The 21,240-nt window shown below is 73.6% G+C and carries 16 protein-coding genes; 4 read left to right on the top strand and 12 right to left on the bottom strand.

The genetic code is table 11. From position 1 onward, the window contains the following. The first annotated feature begins 35 nt into the window (after window positions 1–35). Both rph and rdgB read left to right on the top strand, forming a co-directional pair. Entirely contained in the window at window positions 36–764 is a 729-nt protein-coding gene (gene rph, locus ABT006_RS04435; RefSeq protein ID WP_350702860.1) for a ribonuclease PH, read from the top strand. A 52-nt stretch (window positions 765–816) separates the two neighbouring features. After that, on the top strand, window positions 817–1,437 hold the full coding sequence (rdgB, locus tag ABT006_RS04430; protein WP_350702859.1) for an RdgB/HAM1 family non-canonical purine NTP pyrophosphatase: 621 nt from the start codon (window positions 817–819) through the stop codon (window positions 1,435–1,437). 49 nt (window positions 1,438–1,486) lie between these two features. On the opposite strand, the gene hutH is transcribed toward rdgB, so the two are convergent. From hutH to ABT006_RS04400, 6 genes are all read right to left on the bottom strand, one after another. Further along, window positions 1,487–3,025 (bottom strand): histidine ammonia-lyase, encoded by a 1,539-nt coding sequence (gene hutH, locus ABT006_RS04425; protein ID WP_350702857.1) that lies wholly within the window; start codon window positions 3,023–3,025, stop codon window positions 1,487–1,489. Continuing rightward, entirely contained in the window at window positions 3,022–4,224 is a 1,203-nt protein-coding gene (hutI, locus tag ABT006_RS04420; protein WP_350702855.1) for an imidazolonepropionase, read from the bottom strand. The genes hutH and hutI overlap by 4 nt, the downstream gene beginning before the upstream one ends. Beyond that, window positions 4,221–5,579, bottom strand: coding sequence for a formimidoylglutamate deiminase (locus tag ABT006_RS04415; RefSeq protein ID WP_350702853.1), 1,359 nt, complete (start codon window positions 5,577–5,579; stop codon window positions 4,221–4,223). The genes hutI and ABT006_RS04415 overlap by 4 nt, the downstream gene beginning before the upstream one ends. 106 nt (window positions 5,580–5,685) lie before the next feature. Beyond that, the gene (locus tag ABT006_RS04410; RefSeq protein ID WP_350703547.1) at window positions 5,686–6,927 is read right to left on the bottom strand and encodes an allantoate amidohydrolase; all 1,242 of its coding nucleotides are present in this window, start codon (window positions 6,925–6,927) and stop codon (window positions 5,686–5,688) included. 61 nt (window positions 6,928–6,988) lie between these two features. Next, window positions 6,989–8,644: a urocanate hydratase gene (hutU, locus tag ABT006_RS04405; RefSeq protein ID WP_350702852.1), complete on the bottom strand. Its 1,656-nt coding sequence runs from the start codon at window positions 8,642–8,644 to the stop codon at window positions 6,989–6,991. A gap of 13 nt (window positions 8,645–8,657) precedes the next feature. Next, window positions 8,658–9,509, bottom strand: a complete 852-nt coding sequence (locus tag ABT006_RS04400) for a MurR/RpiR family transcriptional regulator (protein WP_350702850.1) — start codon at window positions 9,507–9,509, stop codon at window positions 8,658–8,660. Window positions 9,510–9,668: 159 nt separating this feature from the next. Between ABT006_RS04400 and ABT006_RS04395 the strand changes: the two genes are divergently transcribed. Next, window positions 9,669–11,615 carry a trypsin-like peptidase domain-containing protein gene (locus tag ABT006_RS04395; RefSeq protein WP_350702848.1) on the top strand — a complete coding sequence of 649 codons (1,947 nt, stop codon included), beginning with the start codon at window positions 9,669–9,671 and terminating at the stop codon, window positions 11,613–11,615. Between the two features lie 65 nt (window positions 11,616–11,680). On the opposite strand, the gene ABT006_RS04390 is transcribed toward ABT006_RS04395, so the two are convergent. Then, entirely contained in the window at window positions 11,681–12,658 is a 978-nt protein-coding gene (locus ABT006_RS04390) for an acyltransferase family protein (protein ID WP_350702846.1), read from the bottom strand. A gap of 188 nt (window positions 12,659–12,846) precedes the next feature. On the opposite strand from ABT006_RS04390, the gene ABT006_RS04385 reads away from it, so the two are divergent. Beyond that, window positions 12,847–15,057, top strand: coding sequence for a sialate O-acetylesterase (locus tag ABT006_RS04385; protein WP_350702844.1), 2,211 nt, complete (start codon window positions 12,847–12,849; stop codon window positions 15,055–15,057). Window positions 15,058–15,111: 54 nt separating this feature from the next. Here the strand turns inward: ABT006_RS04385 and ABT006_RS04380 are convergent, their stop codons facing one another. The 5 genes from ABT006_RS04380 to ABT006_RS04360 all read right to left on the bottom strand — a co-directional run bounded on the left by ABT006_RS04380 (window position 15,112) and on the right by ABT006_RS04360 (window position 21,238). Then, on the bottom strand, window positions 15,112–16,383 hold the full coding sequence (locus tag ABT006_RS04380) for an O-antigen ligase family protein (RefSeq protein WP_350702842.1): 1,272 nt from the start codon (window positions 16,381–16,383) through the stop codon (window positions 15,112–15,114). A 46-nt stretch (window positions 16,384–16,429) separates the two neighbouring features. Beyond that, the gene (locus ABT006_RS04375; protein ID WP_350702840.1) at window positions 16,430–17,794 is read right to left on the bottom strand and encodes a lipopolysaccharide biosynthesis protein; all 1,365 of its coding nucleotides are present in this window, start codon (window positions 17,792–17,794) and stop codon (window positions 16,430–16,432) included. Beyond that, entirely contained in the window at window positions 17,791–18,861 is a 1,071-nt protein-coding gene (locus tag ABT006_RS04370; protein ID WP_350702838.1) for a glycosyltransferase, read from the bottom strand. The genes ABT006_RS04375 and ABT006_RS04370 overlap by 4 nt, the downstream gene beginning before the upstream one ends. Next, a complete protein-coding gene (locus ABT006_RS04365; RefSeq protein WP_350702836.1) occupies window positions 18,861–19,817 on the bottom strand; it encodes a glycosyltransferase family 2 protein in 957 nt (318 codons plus the stop codon). Before ABT006_RS04365 ends, ABT006_RS04370 begins: the two co-directional genes overlap by 1 nt. A 125-nt stretch (window positions 19,818–19,942) precedes the next feature. Then, window positions 19,943–21,238 (bottom strand): sugar transferase, encoded by a 1,296-nt coding sequence (locus ABT006_RS04360; protein WP_502890862.1) that lies wholly within the window; start codon window positions 21,236–21,238, stop codon window positions 19,943–19,945. Between the last annotated feature and the right edge of the window lie 2 nt (window positions 21,239–21,240).

The raw sequence follows: 21,240 nt of genomic DNA, 5'->3' as shown, positions 1-21,240 counted from the left end.
AACGGGCCAGCCATCGCACCGCATAGGGTGCAGGCATGGCACGACCTGACGGGCGGCGACCCGACGAACTCCGACCTGTGACGCTGACCCGGGGCTGGAGCACCCATCCGGAGGGCTCGGTGCTCGTGGAGTTCGGCGACACCCGGGTGCTCTGCACCGCCAGCGTGACCGAGGGGGTGCCCCGCTGGCGCAAGGGCTCCGGGCTCGGCTGGGTCACCGCCGAGTACGCGATGCTGCCCCGCGCCACCAACACCCGCTCCGACCGGGAGAGCGTGAAGGGGCGCGTCGGCGGGCGTACGCACGAGATCTCCCGGCTGATCGGCCGGAGCCTGCGGGCGTCGATCGACCTGAAGGCGCTCGGCGAGAACTCGATCGTGCTCGACTGCGACGTCCTCCAGGCCGACGGCGGCACCCGCACCGCGGCGATCACCGGCGCGTACGTGGCGCTGCACGACGCGGTGACCTGGCTGGCCGGGCGCAAGGCGCTGGCCGGCAAGCCGGAGAAGGTGATGCACCGTTCGGTGGCGGCGGTCAGCGTCGGGGTCATCGACGGCGAGCCTCGGCTGGACCTCAACTACGCCGAGGACGTGACCGCCGAGGTCGACATGAACGTGGTCTGCACCGGCGCCGGGGAGTTCGTCGAGGTGCAGGGCACCGGCGAGGCGGGCGTGTTCGCCCGCGAGCAACTCGACGCCCTGCTCGACCTGGCCGTCGCCGGCTGCGTGGAACTGGCCGAAGCCCAGCGGAAGGCTCTCGAGTCGTGAGCGCGAGAAGTGAGCTTGCGAGCCCCGCAGTCGCGAACAAAGGTGAGGTCTGATGAACAAGGTGCTGCTCGCCACCCGTAACCGCAAGAAGCTCATCGAGCTGCAGCGCATCCTCGACGGCGCGCTCGGCGCGCACCGCGTCGCCCTGGTCGGCCTCGACGACGTCGAGGAATACCCGGAGCTGCCGGAGACCGGCCTCACCTTCGGCGAGAACGCCCTGATCAAGGCGCGGGAGGGCTGCCGGCGCACCGGCATGCCGACGATCGCCGACGACTCCGGCCTCGCCGTCGACGCCCTGAACGGCATGCCGGGGGTGTTCAGCGCCCGCTGGGCCGGCCGGCACGGCGACGACCAGGCCAACCTCCAGCTGGTGCTGGACCAGATCGCGGACCTCGGCGACGAGCACCGGGGAGCGTCCTTCGTCTGCACGGTGGCGCTGGTGCTGCCCGGCGGCAAGGAGCACCTGGTCGACGGCCGGCAGACCGGGCGGCTGCTGCGCTCGCCGCGCGGCGACGGCGGCTTCGGCTACGACCCGATCTTCCTCGGCGACGGGCAGGAGCGGACCAACGCCGAGCTGACGCCGCAGGAGAAGGACGCGGTCAGCCACCGCGGCAAGGCGCTGCGGGAGCTGGCCAAGCTGGCGGCGAAGGTGCTGCCCCCGGCCACCGCCTGAACGCCGACGGGCGGGCCACCGGCCCGCCCGTCCGTCATCTCCCTAGGATTCAGGCGAGGGGGCCGGTCTCGCGCTCGATCGCGGCGCGCAGCTCGGGCCCGGCCACCACGTCCCGGGCGGCCTCCATCAGCGGGGCCAGGAACACGTCCGGCCCCGGCTCCCCGGCGATCCCGCCGAGCGCCGCGACGGCCGCCCGACCGGCCGGCGACGGGTCGAGCGGGGCGCGCAGCTGGAGACCGCGTACGGCGGCGAGCAGCTCGACCGCGAGCAGGCTGGTCAGGTTGTCCAGCACGGTGCGCAGCTTCTTGGCCGCCGCCCAACCCATCGAGACGTGGTCCTCCTGCATGCCGCTGGTGGGCAGCGAGTCCACCGAGGCGGGCGCGGCGAGCCGCCGGTTCTCCGCGACGATCCCGGCCGCCGTGTACTGGGCGATCATCAGCCCGGAGTTGACCCCGGCGTCGGGGGAGAGGAACGCCGGCAGCTCCCGGGACCGGGTGACGTCGAGCAGCCGGTCCACCCGACGCTCGGCGATCGCGCCGACCTCGGCGGCGGCGATGGCCAGGAAGTCCGCGGCGAAGCCGAGGGGCGCGCCGTGGAAGTTGCCGGTCGACTCGACGCGACCGTCCGGCAGCACCACCGGGTTGTCGACCACCGAGACCAGTTCCCGGTCGGCCACCGTGCGGACGAAGTCCAGCGTGTCCCGGGCCGCCCCGGCCACCTGGGGGGCGCAGCGCATCGAGTACGCGTCCTGCACCGCGTGCGCCAGGTCGTCGCGGTGCGAGTCCATCACCCGGGAGTCCTGGAGCAGCCGGTGGATGTTCGCCGCCGAGGCCGACTGCCCGGGGTGCGGCCGGATGGCGTGCAACTCCGGCAGGAACGGCCGCTCCGAGCCGAGCATCGCCTCGATCGCGAGGGCGGCGGTGACGTCGGCCATGGTGAACAGGTGCGCGGCGTCGTGGATCGCCAGCAGCAGCATGCCGAGCATGCCGTCGGTGCCGTTGATCAGCGCCAGCCCCTCCTTGGCGGCCAGCTCGACCGGCTGTAGACCGGCCCGGCGCAGCGCGTCGGCGGCGGGGATCCGCTCACCGGCCGGGCCCAGCACCCAGCCCTCGCCGAGCAGCACCAGCGCGCAGTGCGCCAGCGGCGCCAGGTCGCCGGAGGCGCCCAGCGAACCGTGCTCCGGCACCCACGGCGTCACGTCGTGGTTGAGCAGGTCGACCAGCGCCTCGGCGACCAGCGGCCGGACCCCGGAGCGGCCGAGCGCCAGCGAGCGGACCCGCAGCAGCATCATCCCCCGCACCACCTCGCGCGGCATCGGCGCGCCCACCCCGGCGGCGTGCGAGCGGATCAGCGCGTGCTGGAGTTCGGCCCGCCGTTCCGGCGCGACGAACGTGTTGGCGAGGGCCCCGAAGCCGGTGGAGACGCCGTAGACCGGCCGGCCGGCGGCCTCGATGCCGTCCACGATGGACCGGCTGACGGTCATCGCGTCCACGGCGGCCGGGTCGAGCACGACCTTGGCGGTGCCGCGCGCCACGGCGAGCACGTCGGCGGGGGAGATCCCGGTGGGCAGAATGGTCACGGTCGTCATTGCGGCACTCCGTTGCGCAGAACCTGGCGGATCAGTGGCACACCGGGCCGGTAGGCCAGATGCAGGTGGGACGGGGCGTCGAGGATCATCAGGTCGGCCCGCGCCCCGGGCTTGAGCACCCCGACGTCGTCGCGGCGCAGCGCCCGCGCACCGCCGGCGGTCGCGGCCCAGACGGCCTCCGCCGGGGTCATCCGCATCTCGCGTACGGCGAGCGCGATGCAGAACGGCATCGACGAGGTGTACGACGAGCCGGGGTTGCAGTCGGTCGCCAGCGCCACGGTGACGCCGGCGTCGAGCAGCCGGCGGGCGTCCGGGTACGGCGAGCGGGTGGAGAACTCGGCGCCCGGCAGCAGGGTCGCGACGGTGGCGGTGTGCCCGCCCCCGGCGCAGGCGCGGTCGACCCGGCTGGAGGCCAGCGCGTCGACGTCGGCGTCGGTCAGGTGGGTGCAGTGGTCGACGCTCGCCGCGCCCAGCTCGACGCCGAGCTGGACGCCCGGCCCCGGGCCGAGCTGGTTGGCGTGCACCCGTACGCCCAGCCCGACGGCCTGGCCGCAGGTCAGGATCGCCCGGGTGTGGTCGGCGTCGAAGGCGCCCCGCTCGCAGAACACGTCGATCCAGCGCGCGTGCGGGGCGGCGGCGGCCAGCATCGGCCCGCACACCAGCCCCACGTAGTCGTCGGGGCGGTCGGCGTACTCGGCGGGGACCACGTGGGCGCCGAGGAAGGTGGTCTCCTCGCTGACCTCGGCGGCGATCGCCAGGGAGCGGGCCTCGTCGGCGACGGTGAGGCCGTACCCACTCTTGATCTCGACGGTGGTGGTGCCCTGCCGCATCGCCTCGTCGCGTAGCCGGCGCACGGTGGCCCGCAGCTCGTCGTCGGAGGCGGCCCTGGTGGCGCCGACCGTGGTCCGGATGCCGCCGCCGGTGTACGGCTGCCCGGCCATCCGGGCGGCGAACTCGGCGGCCCGGTCCCCGGCGAAGACCAGGTGGGCGTGGCTGTCCACGAAGCCGGGAAGCACGGCGGCGCCCCCGGCGTCTACGCGCCGGTCGGCGGCCGGCGCGTCCCGGGCCGGCCCGACCCAGGCCACCCGGCCGTCCTCGACCAGGAGGGCGGCGTCGCGGCGGATGCCCAGCGGGCCGCCCTCGCCGCCGCCGTCGTTGGTCACCAGCTCGCCGATGTCGTCGACCAGCAGACTGCTCAAGACGTCACCTCCTCGATGGCCGCGGCCAGCTCGGCCGGCACGTCGACCGTCAGGTGCCGGCCGTCACGCACCACCACCCGGCCGTCCACCACGACCTGCGCGACGTCCGCGGCGCCCGCCGCGAACCAGGCCCCCACCGGCGGTACGCCGGCCGTGCGCGGGCTGTCCAGCCGTACGGTCACCAGGTCGGCGCGGGCCCCCACGGCGAGCCGCCCGGCGTCGCGCCAGCCCAGCGCGGCATGACCGCCCACGGTGGCCGCGTCCCGCAGCTCGGCGGGGCTGAAGTGGCCGCGGCGGCGGGTGCGCAACCGCTCGTCCAGTTCCACCGCGCGGGCCTCCTCGAAGAGGTCGACCACGGCGTGGCTGTCGCTGCCCAGGCTGAGCGGCAGCCCGACGTCGGCCATCCGCCGGGCCGGGCCGATCCCGTCGGCCAGGTCCCGCTCCGTAGTCGGGCAGAGGCAGACGCCGGTGCCGGCGTCGCCGAGCAGCGTGAGGTCGCCGCTGGTCAGGTGGGTGGCGTGCACGGCCGTGGTGTGCGGGCCGAGCGCCCCGTGGTCGGCGAGCAGCCGGGTCGGGGTGCGGCCGTGCACGGCCCGGCAGGCGTCGTTCTCGGCGGGCTGCTCGGACAGGTGCACGTGCAGGGGCGCGCCCCGCCGGTCCGCCCAGTTGGCCACGGTGGCGAGCTGCCCGGCCGGCACGGCGCGTACCGAGTGGATCGCGGCGCCCACCCGGGCGTGGTCGCCGGCGGGCGCGAACGCGGCGACCCGCTCCGCCCAGCGCAGCGCGTCGCCGTCGCCGAAGCGCCGCTGCGGCCCGGTGAGCGGCTGCCCGTCGACCGTGGCGGTGAGGTAGCAGGTGTCCAGCAGGGTGATCCGGATCCCGGCCTGCGCGGCGGCCTCGACCAGCGCCTCGCCCATCGCGTTCGGGTCGGCGTACGGGGTGCCGTCCGGGTTGTGGTGCAGGTAGTGGAACTCGCCCACGCAGGTGATGCCGGCCAGCGCCATCTCGGCGTAGACCGCCCGGGCCAGGGCCAGGTACGAGTCCGGGTCCAGGCGGGAGGCGACCGCGTACATCCGGTCGCGCCAGGTCCAGAAGTCGCCGCGCCCGCCGTGGGTGCGCCCGCGCAGCGCCCGGTGGAAGGCGTGCGAGTGCGCGTTCGCGAGCCCGGGCAGGGTCAGCCCGGGCAGCCGCTCGGCGTCGGCCAGGACCTCGACCCCGGCGGCCGGTGCGCCGTCCCCGACCAGCGGCGTGACGGCGGTGATCCGCCCGTCGGCGGTCTCGATCAGCACGTCCGGGGTGGGCTCGGCGTGCTCGGGCAACCAGGCGTACTCGGCCAGCCAGCGGGTCGCGGTCATCTCGTTCGCCCCCTGTCGAACTGCCCCGTCCATGAGACCACCAGCCCCGGCGTCCCGGCCGTCCATCGCGCGTCCCGGCAGAGCCGCCCCGCCGCCGGCAGGATGTTCACCGGCACGCCAGCTCCTCCAGGACCCGGGCCAGGGCGGTCACCCCGGCGGCGCAGTCGGCGTCGGTGGCCGACTCCGCCGGAGAGTGCGAGACCCCGGTCGGGTTGCGCACGAAGAGCATCGCCGTGGGCACGTGCGCGGCGAGCACCCCGGCGTCGTGGCCCGCCCCGGTCGGCAGCACCGGCGCGTCGAGCAGGGCCGCGAGCCGGCCGGCCAGGCCGCCGTCGAAGGCGACCAGCGGGGTGGCCGACTCCTCGGTCAGCGCCACCTCCGTACCGTCCCGGCGGGCCCGCTCGGCGGCCTTGTCGCGCACCGCGTCGACCAGCCCGGTCAGCGTGTCCGGCTCGGCGGCGCGGGCGTCCAGCCATCCGGTCACCTTCGACGGGATCGCGTTGGTCGCGTTCGGCTCCACCGACACCCGGCCGACGGTGGCGTGGGCGCCGCGCAGTCGGGCCTCCTTGTTCGCCGCCAGCACCGTGAAGGCGTACGTCAGCATGGGGTCGCGGCGGTCGGCCATCCGGGTCGTACCCGCGTGGTTGCCCTCGCCGGTGAACTCGAAGCGCCACCGGCCGTGCGGCCAGATCGCGCTGGCGACGGCGACGGGCGCGTCGCCCTCGACCAGCGCGCGGCCCTGCTCGACGTGCAGCTCCACGAAGGCGGCGAAGCGGCCGACCAACTCCGGCTGGGCACCCGCCGGCCGGGCGCCCAGCGCCTCGGCGAAACTCACCCCGGCGGCGTCGCGCAACCCGGCCGCGCGGTCCACCGCGATCTCCCCGGTGAGCAGCCGCGACCCGAGGCACGGTACGCCGAACCGCGCCCCCTCCTCCTCGACGAACGCGCCGACCACCAGCGGGCGGGCCGGCGCGACGCCGGCCGCGCGCAGCTCGTCCACGGCGAGGAACGCGCTGACGATGCCGAGCGGCCCGTCGTACGCCCCGCCGTGCGGCACCGAGTCGAAGTGGCTGCCGGTCAGCACCGCGCCGCCGGCCGCCGGCTCACCCCACCAGGCGAACAGGTTGCCGTTGCCGTCCTCGGTGACCGGCATGCCGCGCCGGCCGGCCTGGTCGCGGAACCACTCCCGCAGCCGCAGCTCCGGCTCGGTCAGCGCGTACCGCAGGTAGCCGCCGCTGCGGTCGTCCCGCCCGACCGGCGCGATCTCGTCCCACAGCGTCCGGAACCGGTCGGTGAGGTCGGCCTCGGCGAGGTGTTCACCACCGCCACCGACGTCGCGCCGCTGCACCGTCACGCGGCACCCCTGTTGTTCGCGACTGCGGGGCTCCGCTGCGCTGCACTCCTCGCGCTCACGCGGCACCCTCCGTCATCGGCACCCGCACCCCGGTGGCCTCCGCGACCTCGCGGGCGGCGTCGTAGCCGGCGTCGACGTGCCGGATCACGCCCATCGCCGGGTCGTTGGTGAGCACCCGCTCGATCTTCTGCCCGGCCAGGGCGGTGCCGTCGGCGACGCAGACCTGCCCGGCGTGGATCGACCGCCCGATGCCGACCCCGCCCCCGTGGTGGATCGACACCCAGGACGCCCCGCTGGCGGTGTTGACCAGCGCGTTGAGCAGCGGCCAGTCGGCGATCGCGTCGGAGCCGTCGGCCATCGCCTCGGTCTCCCGGTAGGGGCTGGCCACGCTGCCGCAGTCCAGGTGGTCCCGGCCGATCACCACCGGCGCGCTCAGCTCACCGGAGGCGACCATCTCGTTGAACCGCACGCCGGCCTTGTCGCGCTCGCCGTAGCCGAGCCAGCAGATCCGCGCCGGCAGGCCCTGGAACGCGACCCGCTCGCCGGCCATCCGGATCCACCGGGCCAGCGACTCGTTCTCGGGGAACAGCTCCAGGATGGCCCGGTCGGTCGCGGCGATGTCGGCCGGGTCGCCGGAGAGCGCCGCCCACCGGAACGGGCCCTTGCCCTCGCAGAACAGCGGCCGGATGTACGCGGGCACGAAGCCGGGGAAGTCGAAGGCCCGCTCGAACCCGCCGAGCTTCGCCTCGCCCCGGATCGAGTTGCCGTAGTCGAAGACCTCCGCCCCGGCGTCGAGGAACCCGACCATCGCCTCGACGTGCTTCGCCATCGACGCCCGCGCCCGGTCGGTGAACTCGGCCGGCTTCGCCGCCGCGTAGTCCCGGGCGTCGGCCAGCTCCACCCCCTCCGGCAGATACGACAGGGGGTCGTGCGCGCTGGTCTGGTCGGTGACGATGTCGACGGCGACGCCCCGGCGCAGCAGCTCCGGGAAGACCGTGGCCGCGTTGCCGACCACGCCGACGCTCAGCGCGCGGCGGTCCCGCTTCGCGGCGAGCGCCCGCTCGACGGCGTCGTCGAGGGAGTCGGCGACCTCGTCGAGGTAGCGGTCGTGCACCCGGCGGTCCAGCCGGCTCCGGTCCACGTCCACGATCAGGCAGGCGCCCCCGTTCATGGTGACCGCGAGGGGCTGCGCCCCGCCCATCCCGCCACACCCGGCGGTCAGCGTCAGCGTGCCGGCCAGCGTCCCGCCGAACCGCTTCGCGGCGACGGCGGCGAACGTCTCGTAGGTGCCCTGGAGGATGCCCTGGGTGCCGATGTAGATCCACGAGCCGGCGGTCATCTGCCCGTACATGGTCAGGCCGAGCTGCTCCAGGCGGCGGAACTCCGGCCAGGTGGCCCAGTCGCCCACCAGGTTGGAGTTGGCCAGCAGCACCCGGGGCGCCCACTCGTGGGTGCGCATGACGCCCACCGGCCGGCCGGACTGCACCAGCATGGTCTCGTCGTCGCGCAGGTCGGTCAGGGTGCGCACCAGCGCGTGGTACGACGGCCAGTCCCGCGCGGCCTTCCCGGTGCCGCCGTAGACCACCAGGTCCTCGGGGCGCTCGGCCACCTCCGGGTCGAGGTTGTTCATCAGCATCCGCAGCGCGGCCTCCTGCGGCCAACCACGGGCGGTGCGTTCGGTGCCGCGCGCGGCGCGGACGGGCTGGGACATCTCGGGTCTCCTCTCAGCCGAGGAACAACTGGCGACGGGCGGCGGACGCCTCGAAGGCCTCCAGCCGGCGTTGGGTGTCGGCGGGGTCGGCGTCACAGATGGCCTGGAGCAGCACCATGGCCAGGGTCATCGGGGCGGTGTGCAGGTCGAAGACGAGCTGCGCGCCGACCGCGGCGGGCAGCACCACGTCGGCGTGCTCGGTGGCCGGGCTGACCGGCGAGTCGGTGATGGCCACCACACGCAGGCCGGCGGCGCGCGCCTCGCGCAGCGCGTCCAGGGTCTCCCGGGGGTAGCGGGGGAGCACGAAGGCGAGCAGGGCGCCCGCCCCGGCCGCGGCGGCCTGTTCGAGGCGGTCGGTGAGCAGGCTGCCGCCGTCGTCGAGCACCCGCACGTCGGGGTGCACCTTGGCCGCGAAGTAGGCGAAGTACGCGGCCAGCGGCGCGGCGGCCCGCAGGCCGAGCACCGGCAGGGGCCGACTGGCGGCCAGCAGCCTCCCGGTCTCGGCGATCCGGTCCCGGTCGGCGAGCTGCCCGGCGAGCCGGTCGAGGTTGCCGATCTCGGCGCGTACCGCCTGCTGGAGTTCGTTGCCCGCGCCGGCGGGGCCGCCCGGCGTGCCGGCGGTCAGCTCGCGCAGCCGGCGGCGCAGCGCGGGGTAGCCGTCGTGGCCGAGCGCCACCGCGAACCGGGTCACCGACGGCTGGCTGACCCCCGCCAGCTCGGCCACCTCGGCCGCCGACAGGTACGCCGCCGTCGGCGCGTGCTGCACCAGGCAGTGCGCGATCCGGCGCTGGGTCGGCGTGAGCCGGACCCCCTGGAACAGGTCCAGCACCTGCTCGGTGGGCGCCACGACAGCTCCTTCATTCACGTGCCGACTCTATGCATGAAAACTTTCACATGGCAACCCGTCGTCGCGGAGGACCTGCGGGAGCCGCCCGTCCCGCTGAGTGTCGGGCCAGCGACCGGCAGGGGAAGAGTTGGCCCTGCCTCGGTACTATCCCCACGGCAGTTGAGCGGAGGAGTGCACATGCAGCCGGAAGGCCCCTACAGGTTCACCCACATGCTGGGCGGATCTCCGGTCGGAAAGGCCTGGGCTGCCATCGACGGACAGGGCCGCCTCGTCACCGTGGCCGTCCTGGACGCCACCGTCGCCGCCGCCCCCGGGTGGCGGGAGGCCTTCGCGGGAATCGCCAACTCCCTCGCGCAGGCACAGGCGCCGAACGCTCTGCCGTACACGTACGCGGACTTCTCGGCCGCCTCGCCCTGGGTGGCGTACTCCTCAGAGGTGGGTCCGGGGGCCGAGAAACTCTTCCGGGCGCTCGGCGTCGAGTACGAGCCCGCGCCGGCCGCCGCGCCCCCCGTCTCGGCCCCTCCCCAGCAGGTCTCCGGGGTCCCGCACCCGGTGTCCGGGGTTCCGCATCCGGTGTCCGGACTGCCGCACGTGCCGTGGGCGATGCACACCAGCCCGGTCTCCGCCCAGCCGGCGTCGGCGGCCCCGTACCCCGTTTCGGCCGCGCCCGCCGCGCCCGCCGCCGCCGATGCCGTGGACTCGGCGGCGCCGGCCGCCGACCCGGCCCAGCCGCAGGCCGCCCAGGGCGGTCCGGTCGAGATCCCACCGCACGATCCGTTCGCCGCACCGGTCCGTCGGATCCAGTCCTCCGGCCCGCCACCGCGCCGCACCGGGCGCTGGATCGCCGTCGCCGCGCTTCTGCTGGTGGCGGCATTGGGCGGCGGAGTCGGGGCCTGGGCGGTCACGGCCGGCGGCTCGGGTGAGCCGGCGAGCCCGCCCACGGCCGCCTCTACTGCCTTCCCGACCGCCACCCCCGTCAACCCGGGTCTCAAGCCCTGGGCACAGGCGGCCCTGTACAGCGCCGAGGAGCGGGCGCTGGCGACCGCTGCGCCGTCCATGGTCTTCGTGGAGGTCATCTTCACCGGCTACGTGAGGAACAAGCAGAGCAACGCCCTGCTGCGGGAGGCGCCCGTCACGTTCAGCCGGCGTTGCAGCGGGTTCGTGGTCAACCACGACGGACATGTCCTCACCAATGGCCAGTGCGTGCAGCCGACCGAGGACATCGTGCTCGCGGGTGCCCTCTCCGCCCTGGCCAATGTCCTCGTCAGCGAGAAGGAACTCGGCGCCGCGGATGTGCCCGGCTACACCCGGGCCAGGATGAAGACGACCCGTTTCACCGGCACGGAGACCACGACGGCTCCCGAGGTCAAGATCTTCGGGCAGTTGAACGCTGCCAAGGGAGACGTCACCGACAGCCCGGCGATCCCCGGCACCGTCGTCCAGGCACTCAGTCTGGAAGAGGGAAACCTCGCAGTGGTCAAGCTCGCCCAGCAAAACCTGCCGGCCGCCGAGCTTAATCCCTCCGCCACCGTCAGCCCGGAGACTCCGCTGCTGATCCTGGGGTACGGCACCACCGACGCCAGCTTCCGGTCCGCCACCTACACAGTGCTGTCCAAGCCCGTGCGGGTGACCGGAGTGGACGGCCAGTCGCCGGTCAACGCGTACCGCATCAGCGAGGACATCGGCCTCTACTCCCGGGGCGGGATCGCGATCGACCCGCAGGGTCGCGTCGTCGGGTTGCTCGACAACGACATCCTCCGGCCCGACAAGGCCAACCGGCTGGTCGTGCCGGTCTCCACGATGACCGGTTTGCTCGATGCGGCGGGGGTGCAGAACAGCCTCGGTGAGGCCGACACTCTCTACCGCTCCGGTCTGGACGCGTACTTCGCCGGCGACGAGTCCACCGCGATCTCCCGTTTCGACGGCGTGACGGAGAAGTCCCCGGTCAACCTGCTGGCGCAGGCATACCGTCAGGCGGCCGTCGACAGCGGTGGAGGCGAGGGTGGCTCGTCGGACCGGCCGAGCTGGGCGGTGCCGTTGCTCGTTGCCTCCGGTGTCGTGCTCGTGATCGGGCTCGTGGCGCTGATCGCGATGGTGTTCAGCCGACGGGGGAACCAGGCGTAGGGCCGAGCCCGCCGCACCTCAGGGCGTTGGCCGGCCGGGCCGGCCCGGCGGCCCGGCACCGCGTCCTACGGCCGGCGTCCGCCCGCCCCGGTCAGCTGGGGACCGAAGCGCGTCCTCAGCGCGACCAGCGCGAACGCCCAGGGCAGCACGAGGGCCGCCGCCAGGTCGGCCCAGCCGCCGTTCGGGCCCGTGCGCAGAACCCACAGCACCGCCGCGTGGCTCAGCACGACAGCCATGCCGCACGCGGCGAGTCGGCCGACGAAGCGCGCCGCGGGCACGCCGACGCGTCCGTCGAGAGCCTCGGCCAGCAGAATGAACCCGCAGCTGAGCAGGGCCGCGGTCAGCACACCGAACACCGGTTTCCCGAAGTCGCCGGCCTTGATGTCCAGCGAGCCGCTCGCACCGATCAGCACCAGACCGGCCCCGGCCGACACCATGCCGGCGCCCATCCCGGCGGACAACCGCGGCCGCAGCTGACGCAGGTGGCGACCGCAGAGCACGAACAGCAGGCAGGCCGGGACGAGGAACACACCAAGGGGACCGGCCGTGACCACGTCCGGGGCGAGGTAGGCGGCCAGCAGCCCCACCAGGGCCACCCCCCAGCTGACCGCCGCCCCGAACCGCTCCAGCCACCGGTAGGCGACCGCGATCAGGAACAGCACCGAGATGAACCAGAACGCCGAGAACGGCCGTACGGCGGCGGTGCCGCCGTACAGCGCTCCGCTGAAGGCGTCCGATCCCACGCCACCCTTCACCGCCGCCACGGCCGCGAGCATCGCGAGCAGGAGCACCAGCCAGGCGAGGTACGGCACGCCGAGGGTCTGCCACCGTTTGCGCAACTCGCCGCCCATCGGGCGGCCGGCCGACCAGAAGTAGCCGGTGAGGATGAAGAACAACGGGACGTGCCAGGTGTAGATGACGGCCCGCGTGGTGTCGTCGATCCAGACATGGCCGACGACGACGGCCGCGAGTCCGACGATCCGGAGGGTGTCGATCCCGACGGACCGGGTGCCCACCGTGGGCGTGGAGGTGGTGGCGGCCATGGCGCGCATCATCGCAGACAACGACGACCGGTCATGGCGCGCCCCGTGCCGACCGCCGAGCCTCCTGACGGGCGCCGACGATGACGCCCGGGGCGCGGTGCGGCCGCGGGTCCCGGGCGCGGACGATCCGTCGCCGCGCATCGCATAGCCTTGCCGCGACGAACCGCCCGACCAGTGGAGGTCCGAGGGTGTCCGATCCTCTCTCCCCGTTCCAGCGCCTCCGGTCCGTACCCCGGAAGGTCTGGATCGCCGTGGGGACGGTCGGGCTGCTCGTCTGCGCGCTGGCGGTCGTCGCCTGGCCCCCGTCGCCGATCGGGACACCGCAGGCGGCGTGGTCGACGTCCGGCGGCGACCCAGCGCGGCCGACGGTCGCCCCGGTGGACGGCACGAGCTGCGCGGCGAACGTCCCCGGCATGGCCGACTTCACCCCGGTCGCGGCGGTGGACCTGCCCGTCCGCGCGAACTGGGCGAACCGCAACCCGGCGTACGCGTTCGACCGCACCGCCGAGGTGGCCCGCGGCTTCGACCGGGTCGGCTACTGCCTGGAGCTGACGGGCCCGGCCGGCCGGCAGTGGGTGTGGACGGCGATGGCGCCGTTCGCCGCCGACGCCAGCCGCCTCGGTCTGCCGACCCGGCGTGGCCAGATCGTGCGGCAGCGGGTCAGCGACCTGGAGATCGCGTCCAACGTCGAGGGTCTGACGGCCGGCACGGGGCTTCCCGGCTACCTGGAGATGTGGCCCAACTCGTACAACGCCGGGGCGTCCGGCCAGATACCGGGCGCCTCCGACGGCCGCTTCGACGCCGACGACGACCTGCGGGGCGCTCTCGGGTACGGCTCGTTCCAGGTCCATTTGGTCGCCCCCACCCGCCCCTCCAGCGTCCCGCCGCAGACGGTGTTCGCGGTCAACGGGTTCACCTCGCAGAAGAACCCGTTGTCGGTCGGCATCGGTACCGCGCCGGAGGGCCACCCCGACTGGACGCTGTCCGACAACGCGGGCGCCTTCACGGAGCGTCGGCTGACGGTGTACGCGCGGCCGTCGGTCCTCACCCTCGACCAACGTCCCCGCGACCGGCAGTTGTACCCGAGAGACGCCGGGAACGGCGCCGTGGTCCCCGTTGTCGGCAAGGTGCACGACGCCCGGGTCAGGGCCGTACGACTGAAGGTCACCAGCGGGGCCGAGGGGTGGGAGGACACCCTGCCGGTCACCAACGGCGGTGACTTCACCTTCCGCCGGCGCATCGTCGCGGCGCTACGGGAGTACCGCTTCGAACTGCACGTGCTGGGTGACGGACTGAGCCGAAGGGTCGGCCTCTGGGACGGCGTCGTGGCCGGTGATGTCTACGTCATCCAGGGCCAGTCGAACGCCGTCTCGGCGAAGTACCGGGGATCGTCCGCGGGGGAGGAGTCCGCCTTCGTCCGCAGCTACGGATCGTCCACGGCGGACCGTACGTTCTCGGCGTCCGACCGGGGGTGGAACTACGCGGTCAGCGAGGCGATCCGGCAGCCCGGCTCGGTCGGCCAGTGGGGGATCCGGATGGCCCACCGGCTTTCGGACACCTACCAGGTGCCGGTGGCCGTCCTCAACGGCGCCGAGAACGGAAAGCCCATCTCGTTCTTCCAGCGCAACGACGCCAACCCCGGCGACATTGCCACCAACTACGGTCGGCTGCGGCAACGCCTGACAGCCGCCGGGGTGATCGGGCGGGTCAGGGCCGTGCTCTGGTACCAGGGCGAGTCGGACAACGACAACGCCACCAGGCACGTGGCTGGCGTCACCGCCCTGCTCAGCGACTGGCGGCGGGAGATCGGCGTCGACATCCCCGGCGGCAGCCGGTACTACGTCTTCCAGGTGCGGACCTCGCCCTGCGGTGACAGCAGCACCGGACGGCTGCGGGAGGCCCAACGGCGGATGCGCGACAGCCTCGGGGTGACGGTGCTGTCCACCAACGGCCTGTCCGGCCACGAGGGCTGCCACTTCGCGTGGGAGCAGGGCTACCGCGAGCTGGGCGATCGGGTCTTCAGCGTGCTGGCCCACGACCTGTACGGCGGCCCGGGCGACGGGGTGGCGTCCCCCGACCCGCGGGCGGCGGCCTTCGCCAACGCCGAGCGCACCGAGGTGGTGGTCCAGTTGCGGGACGACGACCCGCTCACGGTCCAGCCGGGGGCGCAGGTGGACTTCCACGTCAACGGCAGCACCGTCACCGTCACCGGCGTCGCGTACCGGGACGGCGGCCGACTGGTGCTGACCCTCTCCGGCCCGGCCGCTGGCGCGACCGGCGTGAGCTACCTGGGCCACTCCGGGGCGGGACCGTGGATCGCCACCTCGACGGGCGCCGGGCTGTTGGCCTTCCACAACCTGCCGATCGCCGGCAGCGCTCCGCCAGCCGCCGGCTCCTGAGGCTGACGGCACCGCGCTACCGCGGCACTGGTTCAGGCGGCGGCCAGCGGCTGTCTAGGACGCCAGTCGGCGCCGCGCCGCCCACCGGCCGACCGGCCGGTCGGCTGCGTCAACAGGCCCGGAAGCGGGGACCGGATCCACCGTGGCGGAGGCCGAGGTGGTCAGCATGAGCGCCACGTAGATCCACGACAGCCCGTCGACGGAGAGCGGGTTCCAGACCACCTCGGTGAACGAGTAGACGACGAGCAGCACGACGGGCGCCTTCGCGGAGAAGGCCCGGCCGTCGGTGACGGCCCCGTGCAGCAGCGTGGCCGCCCAGAGGCCCCAGAGGGTCAGCGCCACCAGACCGCCGGAGAAGATGACGAGGACGTAGCCCGAGTGGAAGAAGTGGGTGGGCGCCTCGCCGATGTCCCGCAGGTAGTACCACTTGGACACACCGGCGCCGGTGGCCTCGGCGCCGGCGATGTACTCGCGGGCGGCCATCCAGATGTTGCCGCGGTTGCTCAGGGTCGTCTTGGACGCGCTCCACGTCAGGTAGGTGGCGAGTCCGAGGGCGGACACCACCAGGGCGACGCAGAGGGCGAAGTTGATCCGGAGGAACTGCCGTCGCCGTTCGAGGACGAGGCTGCCGAGCACCCAGACGCCGGCGGCGGCGATCGCCAGGTAGCTGGTGCGCGAACCCGTGGCGACGATGATCAGCAGGCAGAAGGAGGCCGCCGCCAGCAGTTCCAGCCGCCGCATCGCACACAGGCTGGCGACCAGCGTGAACGACGCGAGCATGGCCACGTAGTTCTCGGAGTCGTAGAAGCTCTTGAACAGGGCCCCCGCCACTGAGCACTTCTCCAGCTTCCCGGCGGTGCAGGCCCGCCACGCCTGCCCGGTGAACAGCGTCGGGATCGTCATCACCGCCAGGACGGCCAGCCCCGTGAAGGCCAGCGCGCGCGTGTTCAGGGCGGTGCGGCGGGACAGCAGGACCAGGGCGAGCAGCAGCAGTCCGGAGGCCGCGTACGCCGCGAGCCGCGAGCCGTACAGGCCGGCGCCGACGAGGCTGTCGACGGCGAAGCACCAGGCGAGCAGCGCGCCGATCATCAGCAGTGAGATCCGGAGCCAGATGTCGGCGGGGCCACGTAGGCTGCGGCGGCCCGACACGATCAGCCACCCCAGCAGGCAGAGCACCAGCAGTCCGATGAGCGCCGAACTGCGTCCCCCGGCGAGCACCGGCGCGGCGTTCGTGAGCACCGCGAACCCGATGAGCGCTACTGCCACGGCGCCTTCGCCGAACGACGCGGCGACGCGCCGCCGGGCGCGTACCAGCCAGACGGCCACCGCGACACCACTCGCCGTCAACAGGAAACCGAAGAGGCTGACCAACTCAGACCCTTTCACTGTCCGTCGCCGCGCGGGCGCCCGGGTGCCGGCGGAGCGAGGCGAGGAGGCAGCCCCACAGCAGTATGCCGAGAAGCGCGTCACACACCAGGCTGGAGACGACGGCGCCCTGCCAGCCGTAGGCCGGGATGAGCCAGACGTTGAGCCCCGCGTTGACGACGCCGACAGCGATCTGGCAGACCGTCCGGCGGCCCTGCATCCGGCTTCCCGACAGGGTGTCGGCCGCGAGGTAGTGGATCGCCTTCAGCACGAGCAGCGCGCTCAGCCCTTGGAGCGCCGTCTTGGCCGCCGCGAACTCGGCCCCGAAGACGTACGGCATCACCCAGGCGAATGCGACGAGCGACAGGCTCGCCGGCACCGCGAAGCCGAGGTAGCGCGGCAGCAGCCGCCGGGTCAGCGCGAACGCGGCGCGGGGACCGTCCCGCCCGGCCTCGAAGAACTTGGGGTAGGCGACCGCCGCCATGGATCGGCCGGGCGTGTACGTGAAGTCGACCACCCGGTACGCCGCGGCGTAGATGGCGGCGCTCTCCGGCGTGCTCAGCCGCGACAGCATGACCTTGTCGAGGTCGTTGTAGACCGTCTGGGCCGACAGGCCGACGGCGAAGAGCATCCCGGCCCGTGCCTGCGCGAATGCGCCGCGGCTGTCGAACGGGAACCCTCCCGATCCGCGCAGCCCGTACCCGATCACCAACAGGCCGATGACGGCGGAGAGCGCGGCCGACGTGACCGCCCAGGTGCGCAGCGTCATCGGGTCCGGGCCGGCCAGGCCCAGGGCCACCGCCCCGGCCAGCCGCGCCACGTGCAGGACGGCGGGGATGACCGACGCGACGAAGACCCGACCCCGGGCCTGGACCGAGGCCGCCACCACCTCGACGAGACGCCACGCCACCAGGTCCGCGAAGGCGAGACAGGCCACGTCGACCACGCTCACCTGGGCGCCCCAGATGGCCACACCCGCGGCGGTCACCAGCACCGTCGCGCCCGCGCCGAAGACCGTGGACAGCAGCAGGCCCCGGGCGAGGTGCCGGGGCCACTCGGCCGGCGAGTCGGCGTAGTTCTGGAAGATCAGGCTCGGCGCGCCGGCGGAGGCGAACGGCGACACCAGGGCGATGAGCGCGGTCACGCCGACGAACAGCCCGTAGGTGCCGATCGGCATCTCCCGCGCGAGGAGGACGAAGAGCACGCCCTGCGCGACGGTCCGCAGCAGCGTGCCGGTGAAGAACTTGCCGGACTTGCGGAGGAAGCTGTCCCCCCGGCCCCCGACGGCGGACCTCCGCCGGTGTGACCCCGGCCGTCGTCGGCGGTCGTCCTGGTCCTGCGCCGGGCCGGCCGTTCCCTGAGCCAGGGTCACCGCTGCAACGCCTCCACCCACTGGCGGCTGACCTCGGCGGGATCGAGCGCGGCGCAGCGCGCGTGCCAGGCCTTTTCGAAGTCGGCGGGGCCGGGGCGCCCGCCGCCCTGCGTCAACCTCAGCACCGTCTCGGCCAGGGCCGAGGGGGTGGTGTCCGCCGCCAGCGCCCCCGGCACCAGAGCCGGGATCAGCTCGTCCAGCGCGGGCACCGGCAGAGCGGCGACGGGCAGACCGGCCTCGGCCGCCTCGACCAGGCTGAACCCGAATGTCTCGGCCCGCGAGGGGTGCACCAGCAGGTCGGCTTCGGCGAGGAGCCCGCCGACACCCGGCACCCTGCCCAGGAACGTCGCGCGGCCCTCCAGACCCAGGTCACGCGCCTGCGTCTGGAGCAGCTCCCGCTCCTCGCCGTCGCCCGCGAGCGTCAAGTGGTAGTTCTCGGGCAAAAGGGCCAGGGCGGAGAGTGCGCAGGAATGGTTCTTGTACGGGCGAAAAGCCGCGGTGGTGAGGAGTTGGATGCGCTGGCGGTCGACGACGTCGCGGGGCGCGACGAACGGACGCGGCGGCAGCGGGTTGGTGATCGTGACGACCGGCTGCCCCGGCACGAGCTGCCGGACGGTCCGCGCGACGCCCCCGGAGACCGCGACGACGAGCCGGGGGCGCAGCGCGCCGACCCGGGTGATACGGGCGAGCGTCCGCACCCGGCGGTCGATGCGCAGCCGCTCGGGCAGCAGCGAGTGCTCCCACGCGACGAAGCTCCGCCCGGCGCCGGCCAGCGCCGCGCCCACCGGGACGCTTCCCCACAGCCCGCTCGCGACGATCTCGACGTCCGCCGGCAGGGCCTGCAACCGTCGCCGCAACGGCGGGACAGCCTCCATCAGCCGCGTGATCCTGGATCCCAGGTTGAGGGTGTCGATGCTGAGGTCCTCCAGGCCGGCCGGGACACCCCGCGACAGGACGGTCGCCGAAACCTCCACGCCGTGCGCCTGGAGACCACGGATGAGCAGGGCCGCCGCCAACTCCATGCCGTAGAGGGGTTCCAGTTGGGGCAGCACGAAGTGCAGACGCATCAGTGGGCTCCGTCGGTCGGCAGTGAGCTGGCGGACGCACGGGACTTGCGCATTGCCACGCGCTCCAGGGTGGCACGCGGCACGAGACCGAGCGCGGCCAGCACCGCGTTGCGGGCCGACGGGGCGGAGTTTCGCCGGATCGCGCGCACCATCTCCCGTACGCCTTCGCCGTCCCTGGCCTGGAGGGCGTACCGGAGGGTCTGCGCGGCGATGAAGTCGGAGAACGTCTCCGGCGACCACACCCCTTCCCACCGCTTGGCCCACTGCCACGACTGCCGCCAGTCGGCACGCGCGGAGATGGAGCCGGGGCTGCCGACGGTGTAGACGGCGGTGGCCTCCTCGACCTGCACGATCGTGGCGCCCGGGATGCGGGCGGCACGCACCAGCCAGTCCCAGTCCTGGTGGCGCGGCAGCGTCTCGTCCCACGGGCACAGGGTGGCCAGCTCGTGGGTCGTGAGCAGAGTCGACGTGGGCAACGACTGGCGCCCCACGCCGAGGTGTCGACGGCGGAAGAGGTAGTCCTCGGGGAGCATGCCCTCGGTGATCAGCGTCTCCGGGGCAGCCGTCGGCAGCGGTGCGGCACCGGCCTTGCGTTGCAGGATCCGGGACGACACGACGGGCCGCCTGCCGTCGGCGGCCAGGCGGTCGACGACCGGAACCTGGACCGCGAGCTTCGTCGGCAGCCAGGCGTCGTCGTCGTCGAGGAACGCCACGTGACTGCCCGGGGCTGCGTGGGCGACCCCGAGGTTGCGCGCGTGGGAGCCGCGTCGTCCGCCGCCGGTGCAGACGATCTCGTCCACGTGCCCCCGCAGTTCCTGTACGGACGCGGGTATCCCGGCCGTGTCGCAGACGACCACGATGCGTACGGACATCCCCTCCTGCGCGCGGGCGGACAGCACCGCCTCGGCGAGGCTGGGCCTGCCCGTGGTCGGAATCACGACCGAAACGTCCGGCATCGACTCTCCAAGCGGTCGGCGCGCGGTCGACGGCGAGCGCGCAGAAGGGGACAGCAGGTGGTGTTGCGGGGCGGGTGGCACTCGTCGATCGGTCTGGCCGGCGGTTCACCGGCCCCACCAACCGGTCAGCGACCACCGCCGCGGAAGACCTCGGCCACCGTGCGGATCAGCACTTTGGCGTCGAGCCAGAGAGACCAGTTCTCGATGTAGTAGTTGTCGAACCGGGCGCGGTCGGAGATCGGGGTGTCGCCCCGCAGGCCACTGACCTGTGCCAGCCCGGTCAGCCCCACCGCCACCCGGTGGCGCATCGCGTAGTTGGGGTACTCGGCCGAGAACTTCTCGACGAAGTACGGCCGCTCCGGCCGCGGTCCGACCACGCTCATGTCGCCGCGCAGGATGTTCCAGAGTTGCGGCAGTTCGTCCAGGGAGGTGCGACGCATGAAGCGTCCGATCGGTCCAACCCGCCGGTCGTGGGCGATCGACCAGTTCGTCTGCGACTCGTGTTCGTCCACCGGACGCATCGAGCGGAACTTGATGATGTGGAACGGCTTGCCGTGGCGGCCGATCCGTTCCTGGTAGAAGAAGATGCCTCGACCGCCGTCGACGAACGTCGCTATCGCGCAGAGCGCGAGCACCGGGCTCAGTACGAGCAGCGCCGTGGCGGCGAAGACGATGTCCGAGGCGCGCTTGAGTGCCCACCGGGGGCCCGACAGCGTGATGTCACCGACCTTGACGATCGGGATCGCGCCGATGTGGTCGCCGTGCGAGCGGGAGCCCCAGAGCCGGGGCACCGCCCACAGGTCGCAGCTCGCGCTGCCCGGACGCCGGAGGAACTCCATCAGCGTCAGTTCCGGGCAATTCGGGTCCGCGATGATGAGCACGTCGCACTCGACGATCCGCACGAGCTGTTCGAGCTGGTCCAGGGTGCCGATCAGCGGGAGCGCCGTCGGCGCCAGCGGGGACGCGGAATCGACGCAGCCGACGAAACGGAGCCCGTACTGGGGGTAGCGCCGGAGGAGGCGGGCGAGTTCCACGGCGATCGGCCCGCTACCGATGATGACCGCGTTGTGTTCCACCCACCGACGCTTGCGCGCGATGGTCGCGAACTCCCGGGAGAAGGCACGCCCGACGAGGACCAGCCCGGCCGCGAGGGTCACGCCGCGGGCGAAGCCGCCCACGTACGCTGCGGAGTCGTGACGCAGGGCCGCGATGATGGTGACCACCGCCGCGCAGGCCAGCAGGCGTCCGCAGAGGCTCGGCAGCTCGTCCAGGATGCTCACGTGGCGGCGGGCGCGGTAGAGCCCACCGGCGGCGAAGACGGTCACGGTCAGGGCCGCCATGGCCAGCGTCCCGCGCCAGTACTGCTGGGTGAGCAGCAAGGGCGTCAGCAGGGCCGCGACGTCGACGGGAGCCGTCATCATCC

Source organism: Micromonospora sp. NPDC002717, assembly GCF_040295705.1.
GTDB lineage: Bacteria > Actinomycetota > Actinomycetes > Mycobacteriales > Micromonosporaceae > Micromonospora.
This window is presented reverse-complemented; position numbering and strand designations above follow the sequence as displayed.